Raw genomic sequence first — 11,347 nt, 5'->3', positions numbered from 1 at the left:
CTCGAGGCGTCGGCCCGTGACCCGGACCCCGCCGTCGCGCACCAGGCGGCGGGCATCGGAGTTGGACTTGGCCAACCCGGCACCGACCAGGACCGGCACCGGATCGATCCCCTCCTGCACCGAGGCGCCCTCGGGTGGTCCGACCGCGTCGACCTCCTCGGCCACCACGGCCCACGCCGCGGCCGACGCGTCGGTGGGGTCACCGCCGAAGAGCACGCTGGAGGCCTCGGCTGCCGCCTGGGCAGCGTCGGTGCCGTGGACGAGCGAGGTGACCTCGTGGGCCAGGCGCCGCTGGGCGGCCCGCTCCTGGGGTGCGTCGGCGTGCACGGCCACGAGGTCGCGGACCTCGGCCACGTCCAGCAGGGTGAGCTGGAGGAGGAAGCGCTGCACGTCGCGGTCGTCGACGTTCATCCAGTACTGGAAGAACTGGTACGGCGAGGTCTGGGCCGGGTCGAGCCAGATCGCTCCCCCGGTGGACTTGCCGAACTTCGCACCATCGGCGCGCGTGATCAGGGGCCAGGTGAACGCGTGCGCGCTGGCCTGGGAGCGCCGGCGGATCAGGTCCACGCCGGCGACCAGGTTCCCCCACTGGTCGGAGCCGCCGATCTGCAGCTCCACCCCCTCGTGGGCGTGGAGGTGCCAGAAGTCGTTGGCCTGCAGGAGCTGGTAGCTGAACTCCGTGTAGGAGATGCCGTGCTCGGAGCTGACCCGGGCCTTCACCGACTCCTTGGCCAGCATCTGGTTCACCGTGACGTGCTTGCCGACGTCGCGGAGGAACTCGAGCACGCCGATGCCCTCGGTCCAGTCCCGGTTGTTCACCACCGTGGCGACCTCGCCGACGATCTGGTGCACCTGCGCGCCGATGCCGGCGACGTTGGCGGCAAGGGTCTCGTCGTCGAGCAGGTTGCGCTCCTCGGAGCGACCGCCCGGGTCGCCGATCATCCCGGTGGCGCCACCGACGAGCGCGACGGGCCGGTGGCCGGCATCGGCGAAGCGACGCAGCACCAGCAGGCCGATCAGGTTCCCCGCGTGCAGGCTGGGGGCGGACGGATCGCAGCCGTAGTACAGGGCGATCGGTCCCTCGGCGAGGCGGTCGGCCAGGGCGTCGAGGTCCGTGCTGTCCTGCACGAGGCCCCGGTCCCGGAGGTCGTCGAGGAGGCTGCTCATGGGCGCCGACAGTACGCGGCGCGCTCCGTGCACCCCGACGGCGGCCGCCCCGTCTGGCGTGCCGGGGCCACGGCGGGCGACCATCGTGGTCGTGCCCGACACCTCCGCCACCGAACCGTCCGACCGCCGCACGGGCCTGCGCCGGCTCGGGGTCATCGCCGTCGTGGTCAGCTTCGTCGGCATCTGGGGCTACGTCATGTACCTCACCTTCTTCGAAGGCCGGGCCGAGCCCCGCGACCGCATGGGCGACACCCGCTTCACCGCGGCGGCCGAGGAGACCTGCGCCGAGTCCACCGCCTTCTTCGAGTCGCTCCCCTTCGCCAACGAGGTCGGCTCCCCCGCGGAGCGGGCCGACCTGCTCGACGAGGCCAGCGACGAGCTCGAGGTGATGGTCACCCGCCTCGAGGGGCTGGTGCCGCCGAGGGATGCCGACGAAGCCGTCGCGGTCGAGCGCTGGCTGGACGACTACCGCACCTTCATCCAGGACCGCCGCGAGTACGCCGACGCCCAGCGCGACCCGAGCAGCGACCGCTACGACCAGCCCTTCGCCGTCACCGACCGCGGCGGCTTCCAGATCGACGTGCTCATCGACGACTTCGCCCTCATCAACGACATGGACAGCTGCGAGACCCCCGACGACGTCGGTTGACTAGGGCCGGCGCTTGCGGCGCTCGTGCTCCGGGCGGCGAGCCCACTCGGCCTCCGCGTGGAGGTCGCCGAACGCTGCGAGCCGCTCGGCGGACAGCTCCCCGGCCTCGACGGCAGCCCGGACCGCGCAGCCCGGCTCGTGGTCGTGGGTGCAGTCGTTGAACCGGCACTGCGCCGAGAGGTCGTCGATGTCGGAGAAGGCGGCGTCGATGGCCTCGGGGTCGACGAAGAGCCCGATGGCCCGGATGCCGGGCGTGTCGACGACGATGCCCCCGCCCGGCAGGAGGTGCAGCTCCCGCCGGGTCGTGGTGTGACGGCCCTTGGCGTCGAAGGCGCGGACGTCGCCGGTGAGGGCGACCTCGGCGCCGGCGAGCGCATTGAGCAGGCTCGACTTGCCGGCGCCGGACTCCCCCAGCAGCACGACCGTGTCGCCACCGAGGGCACGGGCGAGCTCGTCGATGCCCTCGCCGGTGCGGGAGGACACCGCGACCACATCGGTGCCGGGGTGCTCGGCCGCGACCTCGGCCCGGAGCGACTCGGCGTCGGGGACGAGGTCGGCCTTGGTCAGCACCACGGTGGGCTCGGCGCCGGCGTCCCAGGCCTGGGCTGCGGCCCGCTGGATCCGCCCCGCCTTCACCGGACGGTCCAGGCCGGCAACCACCAGCACGCGGTCGAGGTTGGCGGCGAGCACCTGCTCGCCCTCCCCCACCGGATCGGCCCGGCGCAGGACACCACGGCGCTCCAGCACGGCCGCGACCTCGTCGTCCACGACGACCACCCAGTCACCCACCACCGGCGTCCCGACCCGGTCGGCCCGGGTGCGGGCGGCGTGCACGCCGTCGGCCCGGGCCACCTGGACCCAGCCCCGGTCCTGGCGCACCACGCGGCCCGGGATCCCGCCCGGAGCGTCGATCGCGTCGACCTCGGCCCGGCGGGACTCGTCCCAGCCCAGCGCCTCCAGTGCCGGCCCGGTGCTCAACGCTGCATCAGCTCCTGGTGGCGGGCCAGGCCGTGGCGCACCATGCGCCAGGTGCCCTCGTCCAGGTCGAGGCCGGCGAGGTCGTCGAGGGAGGCCCACCGGATGTCGTTGGACTCGTGGTTCCCCGCGGGCTCCGCGCCGGGAGGAGCGTGCACGAGGTAGCGGACGTCGAGGTGCAGGTGGGGGCCGTCGTCGGGCGGGGCGACCTCGTGCACGTCGAGGTCGACCGCGACGGGCAGCACGCGCAGGCCCTCCATGCCGGTCTCCTCCGTGGCCTCCCGAAGCGCCACGGCGGCGAGGTTGGCATCGCCGTCGCAGTGCCCGCCGGGCTGGAGCCAGCGGTCGAGCTTGCGGTGGTGGAGCACCACGACCCGGTCACCGTCCGCGTCGACGACGAGCGCCGATCCGGTGAGGTGGCCGGTCCGGCACGAGCGGTGCAGCGCGTCGTCGTGGACGTCGACGAAGTCCAGGATCGTCCGGCGGTGCGGCTCCGCGCCGGGGTCCACATCGGCGGCGGCAACGGCGGCTCGGGCGTCGGCGAGCCGGTCCGAGGCGCGCAGCTCCGGGGCGTCGGCGTCGAGCAGGTGCGGTGCTGGCACGGTCGGAGGCTAGGCCGGTCAGCGGCGCGAGACGTTGGGGTCACCGTCCACGTACCAGCGCCACGGGTGCTCGGCGCCTGCGGACAGGCCGATCCGGGTCGCCTGCACCGGCTCGGACGGCGGGGGCGTGCCGTCGTCCCACAGCCCCACCGCGCTCCCGCCGAGCAGGTCGACGCCGTCGTGGTCCCCGTGGAGGCCGAGCGCCTGGGCCGCCTTGGCCGGGCCGCTGCACAGGTCCCGGTCCCGCCGGGCCGCCGGGCCCCGGGCGGAACGCATCGCGTCGATCCCCTCGAGCGGCGCGAGTGCCCGGACCAGCACGGCCACGCCCTCGTCCTCGTCGCCGCACACCACGTTCACGCACCAGTGCATGCCGTAGGTGAAGTACACGTACAGCAGCCCGGCCGGGCCGAACATGGTGGCGTTGCGAGCCGTCCGGCCCCGATAGGTGTGGGCGCCGGGGTCGATGGGGCCGCAGTAGGCCTCGACCTCGACGATGCGACCGCTGCGCCGGCCGTCGGGCAGGTCGTGGGCCAGCACCTTGCCCAGCAGCTCCGGGGCGACCTCGCGGGGGTCCCGCGCGAGGAACGACCGCTCGACGTGCCTCATCCGCGTGCGGCAGCCCCGAGCGCCCGGATCGCCGCCAGCTCCTCGGGAGCCATGTTCGGGTCGAGCGCGCGAGCCGCGCAGACGCCGCCGAGGGACGCCCGAGCCGCCTCCACGTCCACGCTGGCGAGGAAGCTGTCGAGCAGGCGCCGGCGCAGCGCACCGGCCAGGGCCTGGATCACCCGTCCACCATCGGGCCGACCGACGGCGAGCAGCAGCCAGGTCGTGGCGACGTCGTCGGCGCGAACGCCGACATCTGCGTTGTTCCAGTCGATGACCACCGGTCCGTCGGGCGCGCACATGACGTTGCCGGGGTGCAGGTCGAGGTGCAGGACGCCGCCGGTCCGGCCCTCGGGCGGCGGCACGGCATCCAACCGCCGGTGCAGATCGGCCAGCTCCCGGCCGAACGATGCCGCCCGCCACGGACGGCGGAGGAGCACGTCGAGCTGGGTCGACCCCTCGATGCGATCCATGACCAGGTCGCGTCCGTCGACGTCGTGCACGGCCGGGACCGGGAAGCCGTGGTCGGCCAGGTGGGCCATGATCGCCGCTTCCGGCGCCGAGTCGTACTCGGTGCGGTACCGGCGCAGCACCCGTCCGCCACCGATGTCGTAGACGTCGGCGTCCCGCCCGCGGCCGATCAGCGGCCCGGGGTCAGCCATGACCGGCCACGGCGTCGCGCAGCTCCTGGGGGACGGGCGCGGTCTCGAGGGAACCGGGGACGACGCAGACGTAGACCATCGTGGCCTCGAACAGCGGATCACCACCGCGGGTGCCGACGTAGGTGACGTCGAAGGAGGTGTTGCCGAACCGGGAGACCTCGATGTCGATGTCCACGGTGTCGCGCAGCCGTGCCGGCGCCGACCAGGTGATGGATGCGGCCTTCACCATGATGTCCCAGCTGCCGCTCTCCAGCCCGACCGCGAGGTCGCGGAAGAAGCTGTCGGCGAGATCGTCGCACCAGCGCAGGTACACGCTGTTGTGCACGACCTGCTGCATGTCGCACTCCGAGTAGCGGACGTCGAGGGAGTAGCGCACGGTCAGGCCTCCTGCACGCGGGAGCGGTCGGTGGACAGGCGGGCACGGAAGCGATCGAGCTGCGCGGCCACGGCCGCCGGCCCCGCGCCGCCATGGGTGGTGCGCATGGTGACGGGGACGCCGGGCTCGATGAGAGCGGCGGCGTCGGGGCCGAGGTCCGGGTGCGCGGTGACCAGCTCGGCCAGGGAGGCGCCGTCGTCGACCGACCGGCGCACGAGCGCACCGACGATGGCGTGCGCGTCGCGGAACGGCGTTCCGGCGCGGACGAGGAACTCGGCCAGGTCGGTGGCCGCGGCCGTCGGCGCGTCGGCGGCCTCGGCCATCCGCTCGGTCCGCATGGTGAGCGTGGCGTACTGCCCGGCGGTCGCTCGCAGCGCGAGGCGCACCTGCTCGACCGCGTCGAACAGCGGCTCCTTGTCCTCCTGCAGATCTCGGTTGTAGGCGATCGGCAGGCCCTTCAACGTCGCCAGCAGACCGGTGAGGTCGCCGATGACCCGGCCGGCCTTGCCCCGCGCCAGCTCGGCGATGTCGGGGTTCTTCTTCTGCGGCAGCATCGACGAGCCCGTGGAGTACCCGTCGTCGAGGCGGACGAAGCCGAACTCGTCGCTGCTCCACAGCACGATCTCCTCCCCCATCCGGGACAGGTGGATCGCCACGAGGGTGACGGCGAAGAGGGACTCGGCCACGAAGTCGCGGTCGCTCACGGCGTCGAGGCTGTTGTCGAAGACGCCGGCGAAGCCGAGGTCCTCGGCCACCGATGGTGGATCGAGGGGCAGCGACGACCCGGCCAGCGCGCCGGCGCCGAGCGGCGACACGTCGAGGCGACGGCGGGCGTCGAGGAGGCGGTCGACGTCGCGGGCCAGCGCCCAGGCATGGGCGAGGAGGTGGTGGGCCAGCAGGACGGGCTGGGCCCGCTGCAGGTGCGTGTAGCCGGGCAGGTAGGCGTCGCCTGCGGCCTCGGCCCGGTCGAGCAGCACCTGCTGCAGGGCGAGCACGTCGCCGGCCACGGCCAGCAGCTCGCGCTTGCACCACAGGCGCAGGTCGGTGGCCACCTGGTCGTTGCGGCTGCGGCCCGTGTGGATCTTGGCGCCGGCCGACCCGGCCAGCTCGGTGACCCGCCGCTCCACGGCGGTGTGGATGTCCTCGTCGGACTCGACGAACGCGAACGAACCCCCGGTGAGCTCGGCTTCGACCTGGTCGAGCGCGTCGAGCACGGCCGTGACCTCGTCGGGTCCGAGGATCCCGACCCGGCCGAGGCCGCGGACGTGGGCCCGGCTGCCCGCGATGTCGTCGGGGAACAGCCGCTGGTCGAATGGCAGGCTCACCGTGTAGGCGAGCAGGTCCTCGGCCGGCCCGGACTCGAACCGCCCGTGCCACAGGGTGTTGGAAGGCTCGCTCATCGGTGCCTGCTCAGCGGTTCTTGGAGCCCGGGCCCTGGCGCTGGGACCAGGTCTCGATGCCGAGGCCCCACAGGCGCACGAAGCCGGCGGAGTCCTCGTGGCGGAAGGAGTCCTCCGCGTCGTAGGTGGCCAGGCCGTAGTCGTACAGGCTCGTGTCGGACCGACGGCCCTCGACCTCGCAGGTGTTGGGCGCCAGGTGGAGGCGGACCTCCCCGGTGACGTACTTCTGGGACTCGGCGATGAAGGCGTCGAGGGCCTCGCGCAGGGGCGAGAACCACAGGCCGTCGTAGACGAGCTCCGCGTAGCGGGATTCGAGGCGGTACTTCTCGCGCTGCAGGTCCCGCTCGAGGCAGATCGACTCGAGGTCGACGTGGGCCTTGATGAGGGCGAGCGAGGCGGGGCACTCGTAGGTCTCGCGGCTCTTGATGCCGACGCGGCGGTTCTCGACCATGTCGATGCGACCCCACCCGTAGGAGCCCACGAGCGTGTTGAGCTCGTCGATGACCTCGGCGGGCGACTTGGACTCGCCGTCGATGCTGACCGGCATGCCCTCCTCGAAGCCGATGACGACCGTGCGCTCGTCGGTGGCGGTCTGCTTGGTGAGCAGCCACACGCCCTGCGGCGGCTTGGCCCAGGGGTCCTCCATCTCGCCGCACTCGATGGCCCGTCCCATCAGGTTGTCGTCGATGGAGTACACCTTCTCCTTCGTCGCCTGGATCGGGATGTCGTGGTCGTAGGCGTAGTAGATCGCCTCCTCGCGGGTCATCCCCCACGAGCGGACCGGCGCCATGATCTCGAGGTCGGGCGCCAGGGCCCGGGTGGAGACCTCGAAGCGGACCTGGTCGTTGCCCTTGCCGGTGCAGCCGTGGCCGACGGCGTCGGCGCCGTGGAAGCGGGCGGCCTCGACCAGGTGCTTCACGATGACCGGGCGGGACAGGGCCGAGACGAGCGGGTAGCGGTTCTCGTACATGGCGTTGGCGCGCAGCGCCGGCATGCAGAAGTCGCGGGCGAACTCCTCACGGGCGTCGACGACGACGGCCTCGGCGGCCCCGGCGGCGAGGGCGCGCTGCTTGACGACGTCCCAGTCCTCCGCGGCCTGGCCGACGTCGACGGCGAGCGCGATGACCTCGACGCCTTCGTTCTCGATGAGCCAGCGGACGGCGACGGAGGTGTCGAGGCCGCCGCTGTAGGCGAGGACGACTCGCTTGGCCATGGTGGGGACTCCTTGCGATGGATGTGTGCGGGGTTCAAATGGGCGAGTTCGAGGGCGTCGGGCGAAGGTAGCGAAGCGCCAGCGGAGCGACCGCACGGACCTCGGGCGGCTCCGTGCGAACGTGGGCGCTCCCCGGAGCGGAGCGAGGAAGCGCCAGTGTCACGGAAGCGCCGATCTCATAGCCCGGCGAGGTCGCTGATGCGGTGGGCGACGGATTGGCCCGTGGAGGTCTCGGCGATGACCAGCAGGACGGTGTCGTCGCCGGCGACCGTACCGAGCACGTCGGGGAGGCCGGTGCGGTCGAGGGCGGAGCCGACGACGTGGGCCGACCCGGGCGGGGTGCGCAGGACGACCAGGTTGTGGGAGTGGGCGACCTCGACCACCCACTCGCTGCACACCCGGCGGAGGTGCTCCTCGGGGGCCACGGCGTCCTTGGGCATGGCGGGCACGGCGTAGACCGTCTCGCCGCCGGGGACGCGCACCTTGATGGCGCCGAGGTCCTCGAGGTCGCGCGAGACGGTGGCCTGGGTGGCCACGACCCCGTCGGCAGCCAGGAGATCGACCAGCTGCTCCTGGGTGGACACGGCCTGGTCCTCCAGCAGCCGCTGGATGCGGTGCTGGCGCTGGGGCTTGGTGAGGCGAGGACCTCGGGGGGTGCGGGCGTTGGTCACTGGATGGCCTCGATCTCGACCAGCCAGCGGAACAGCCCGATCATGGCGTGCATCCGGTTGTGGGCCTGGGCGAACATCCGGGACTGGGGGCCGTCGGCGACGGAGGCCGACACCTCCTCACCCCGGTGGGCGGGGAGGCAGTGCATGAAGATGGCCGTGGAGGCGGCGGCGGCCATGACCCGGTCGTCGACCTGGAAGCCTTCGAAGGCCCGGCGGCGGGCCTCGGATTCCTCCTCCTGCCCCATCGACGCCCACACGTCGGTGTGGACGGCATCGGCGCCCTCGGCGGCCTCGGCGGCGTGCGTGGTGACGAACGGGGCGGTGTCGTGGCCGGCAGCGCGCAGCCGGTCGACGTCGACGCCGGTGGGGCCGTAGCCCACCGGGGAGGCGATGCGGACCTGCATGCCGCACATGGCGGCGCCGATGCTCAGGCTGCGGGCGACGTTGTTGTAGTCACCGACCCAGCAGACCGTCCGGCCGGCCAGGTCGCCGAGCTCGCTGCGCATGGTGCGCAGGTCGGCCAGCGCCTGGCAGGGGTGGCCGAGGTCGGAGAGCAGGTTGACGATCGGGATCGACGACGCGGCGGCCATGTCCTCGAGGATCTGGTGGTCGAAGACCCGGGCGCCGAGCGCGGCGTGGAACCCGGACAGCACCTGGGCGATGTCGGCCGCCGGCTCGCGCGTGCCGATGCCGACCTCGGCGTTCGTGAACGTGACCGCGTGGCCCCCGAGGCGCGTGACCGCAGCCTCGGAGGAGTGTCGGGTGCGCAGGCTGGGCTTCTCGAAGTAGAGGCCCACGCTGCGACCGGCGAGCTCGCCACTGACCGCGCTGTCGGGCGCCGTCGGCGTCTCGCACAGGTCGAGGATGCGGACCAGCTCACCGGGTGAGAGGTCGTCGATCTCGAGGAGGTGGCGGGTGGGGGTCACTCGGCGCTCCCGTGCAGCACGTCGGCGATGGTCGCGACGGCCTCGTCGATCTCGGCGTCGGTGACGGTGAGCGGCGGGGCGAGCCGCAGCGCGCTGGCCGTGACCGCGTTGACGACCAGGCCGCGGTCGAGCAGCTGGGTGGCGATCGCCTTGGCGTCCCGGCCCAGCGCGTCGGTGTCCAGCTCGGCGGCGATGAGGAGCCCCAGGCCGCGGACCTCGGTGACAGCGGGCAGGTCGAGGAGGGCAGCGCGCAGGCGCTCCCCCGCCTTCGTCGCGACGGCGGGGATGTCGAGGCGGCGCATCTCGGCGAGCACCGCCCGGGCCGCGGAGGTGGCGAGGGGCTGGCCGCCGAAGGTGGTGGCGTGGTCGCCCGGCTCGAAGGCGGCGGCGACCTCGACCTTGGCCGCGCAGGCGCCGATCGGCATGCCGTTGCCGAGGGCCTTGGCCATGGTCACCACATCGGGCTGCACGCCGAAGTGCTGGAACCCGAACCACTCCCCCGTCCGTCCGAGGCCGGTCTGGACCTCGTCGACCATGAAGAGGATGCCGCGCTCGCGGCACAGCCGCTCGACGCCCTGGAAGTACTCGGCCGTCGCCGGGTTCACGCCGCCTTCGCCCTGGACCGGCTCGAGGAGCACGGCGGCGACGGAGGCGTCGAGGGCCTGCTCGAGCGCGTCGAGGTCGTTCCAGGGCACGTGGCGGAAGCCCTCGGGCAGCGGCTGGAACGCCTCCCACTTCTGGGGCTGGCCGGTGGCGTGCAGCGTGGCCAGGGTGCGGCCGTGGAACGACGAGAACGCGCAGACCACATCGTGCTTGCCCCGTCCGCCGAACTTGCGGGCCAGCTTGATGGCGGCCTCGTTGGACTCGGCGCCCGAGTTGCAGAAGAACGTCTGGTAGCGGGAGGCGTCGGGGTTGCCGGTGCGCAGCAGCTCGTCGAGTGTGCGGGCGACCTCCCACCCGGGTTCGGTGCCGAACAGGTTCGACACGTGGCACAGGGTGCGGGCCTGCTCGGCGATGGCATCGGCCACGACCGGGTTGGCGTGGCCGAGGGACACCACGGCGAGGCCGGACAGGAAGTCGAGGTACCGCGTGCCCTCGCCGTCCCACAGCTCGGTCCCCTGGCCGCGGACGAAGCGCACCTGCGGCGGACCGTAGGTCGGCATCAGCGGGCAGGCCTCGAGCTCCTCGGGCGCGCCCATGGCGGCGGCGTGCGTCGTGTCGGTCACGGTGTGGCTCCCCTCGTGTCCCCGGTGTGGGGGTGGCGGGTGATCATGGTGCCGACGCCCTCGTCGGAGAACAGCTCGAGCAGGACGACGTGCTCGAGGCGCCCGTCGAGGAGGTGGGCGGCGGGCACGCCCTGCTCCACGGCGGACACGGCTGCGTCGATCTTGGGGATCATCCCGCCGGTGAGCTCGCCGTCGGCGATCTTGCGCTGCAGCTCGCTGACGGTGGCGGCGCGGATCAGTGAGTCCGGGTCGTCCACGTCCTCGAGGAGGCCGGGCACGTCGGTGAGGTAGATGACCTTCTCGGCGTGCAGCGACGCGGCGAGGGCTCCGGCCACGGTGTCGGCGTTGATGTTGTACGCCTGCCCGTCCGCGCTGCCGCCGATGGTGGACACGACCGGGATCAGCTCCTCGGCCAGGAGCCGGTGCAGGATCGCCGGGTTCACCGACTCCACGTCGCCGACGTAGCCGAGCTCGGGATCGCGCGCGACCGAGGTGATGAGGCCGGCGTCCTCGCCGGAGAGGCCGACGGCGAGGGGGCCGTGGGTGTTGATGGCACCGACGATGTCCCGGTTGACCTTGCCGACGAGCACCATCCGGGCCACGTCGAGGGTGTCGGCGTCGGTGACCCGCAGGCCGTCCTTGAACGAGGACTCGATGCCGAGGCGGGCCAGGAGCTCGCCGATCTGGGGACCGCCGCCGTGGACCACGACCGGCCGGAGCCCGACGGTGTGGAGCAGGACGATGTCGGCCGCGAAGGAGTCGGCCAGGGCCGGGTCGACCATGGCGTTGCCGCCGAACTTGATGACGACCACCTTCTGGCGGAACCGCTGGATGTACGGCAGCGCCTCCAGCAAGATCCTGGCTCTGCCCATGGCGG

Annotated in this window: 13 protein-coding genes (1 of these 13 running past the window's edge); 1 reads left to right on the top strand and 12 read right to left on the bottom strand. The window is 72.9% G+C overall.

The window, feature by feature from the left end; all coding sequences use genetic code 11:
• Positions 1 to 1,167, bottom strand: partial view of a tyrosine--tRNA ligase gene (gene tyrS / locus RGQ06_RS16205; protein ID WP_432429432.1) — the 5' portion only. It extends 114 nt beyond the left edge of the window; the window shows 1,167 of its 1,281 coding nt (coding positions 1-1,167); it begins with the start codon at positions 1,165 to 1,167; its stop codon lies beyond the left edge, outside the window.
• Between the two features lie 91 nt (positions 1,168 to 1,258).
• On the opposite strand from tyrS, the gene RGQ06_RS16200 reads away from it, so the two are divergent.
• Positions 1,259 to 1,816, top strand: coding sequence for a hypothetical protein (locus tag RGQ06_RS16200; RefSeq protein ID WP_432429433.1), 558 nt, complete (start codon positions 1,259 to 1,261; stop codon positions 1,814 to 1,816).
• On the opposite strand, the gene rsgA is transcribed toward RGQ06_RS16200, so the two are convergent.
• The 11 genes from rsgA to argB all read right to left on the bottom strand — a co-directional run bounded on the left by rsgA (position 1,817) and on the right by argB (position 11,342).
• A complete protein-coding gene (gene rsgA / locus RGQ06_RS16195; protein WP_432429434.1) occupies positions 1,817 to 2,794 on the bottom strand; it encodes a ribosome small subunit-dependent GTPase A in 978 nt (325 codons plus the stop codon). It abuts the gene before it with no gap.
• Positions 2,791 to 3,393: an NUDIX hydrolase gene (locus tag RGQ06_RS16190; RefSeq protein WP_432429435.1), complete on the bottom strand. Its 603-nt coding sequence runs from the start codon at positions 3,391 to 3,393 to the stop codon at positions 2,791 to 2,793. The genes rsgA and RGQ06_RS16190 overlap by 4 nt, the downstream gene beginning before the upstream one ends.
• An 18-nt stretch (positions 3,394 to 3,411) precedes the next feature.
• Positions 3,412 to 3,999: a DNA-3-methyladenine glycosylase gene (locus tag RGQ06_RS16185; RefSeq protein WP_432429436.1), complete on the bottom strand. Its 588-nt coding sequence runs from the start codon at positions 3,997 to 3,999 to the stop codon at positions 3,412 to 3,414.
• Entirely contained in the window at positions 3,996 to 4,658 is a 663-nt protein-coding gene (locus tag RGQ06_RS16180) for a phosphotransferase (RefSeq protein WP_432429437.1), read from the bottom strand. The genes RGQ06_RS16185 and RGQ06_RS16180 overlap by 4 nt, the downstream gene beginning before the upstream one ends.
• Positions 4,651 to 5,034: an acyl-CoA thioesterase gene (locus RGQ06_RS16175; RefSeq protein ID WP_432429438.1), complete on the bottom strand. Its 384-nt coding sequence runs from the start codon at positions 5,032 to 5,034 to the stop codon at positions 4,651 to 4,653. The genes RGQ06_RS16180 and RGQ06_RS16175 overlap by 8 nt, the downstream gene beginning before the upstream one ends.
• Positions 5,035 to 5,036: 2 nt before the next feature.
• Complete coding sequence (gene argH / locus RGQ06_RS16170; RefSeq protein WP_432429439.1) at positions 5,037 to 6,434, bottom strand: argininosuccinate lyase; 1,398 nt, start codon at positions 6,432 to 6,434, stop codon at positions 5,037 to 5,039.
• A gap of 10 nt (positions 6,435 to 6,444) precedes the next feature.
• The gene (locus tag RGQ06_RS16165; protein WP_432429440.1) at positions 6,445 to 7,647 is read right to left on the bottom strand and encodes an argininosuccinate synthase; all 1,203 of its coding nucleotides are present in this window, start codon (positions 7,645 to 7,647) and stop codon (positions 6,445 to 6,447) included.
• A 176-nt stretch (positions 7,648 to 7,823) separates the two neighbouring features.
• A complete protein-coding gene (gene argR, locus RGQ06_RS16160) occupies positions 7,824 to 8,318 on the bottom strand; it encodes an arginine repressor (protein ID WP_432429441.1) in 495 nt (164 codons plus the stop codon).
• Complete coding sequence (gene argF / locus RGQ06_RS16155) at positions 8,315 to 9,244, bottom strand: ornithine carbamoyltransferase (protein ID WP_432429442.1); 930 nt, start codon at positions 9,242 to 9,244, stop codon at positions 8,315 to 8,317. Before argF ends, argR begins: the two co-directional genes overlap by 4 nt.
• Entirely contained in the window at positions 9,241 to 10,470 is a 1,230-nt protein-coding gene (locus tag RGQ06_RS16150) for an aspartate aminotransferase family protein (RefSeq protein WP_432429443.1), read from the bottom strand. The genes argF and RGQ06_RS16150 overlap by 4 nt, the downstream gene beginning before the upstream one ends.
• Positions 10,467 to 11,342, bottom strand: a complete 876-nt coding sequence (gene argB, locus RGQ06_RS16145) for an acetylglutamate kinase (RefSeq protein ID WP_432429444.1) — start codon at positions 11,340 to 11,342, stop codon at positions 10,467 to 10,469. Before argB ends, RGQ06_RS16150 begins: the two co-directional genes overlap by 4 nt.
• Positions 11,343 to 11,347: the final 5 nt, after the last annotated feature.

Source organism: Salinilacustrithrix flava (genome assembly GCF_041228405.1).
Lineage (GTDB): Bacteria > Actinomycetota > Acidimicrobiia > Acidimicrobiales > Salinilacustritrichaceae > Salinilacustrithrix > Salinilacustrithrix flava.
Note: the sequence above shows the minus strand (reverse complement) of the source record. Positions and strands in the feature narration are given on the sequence as shown.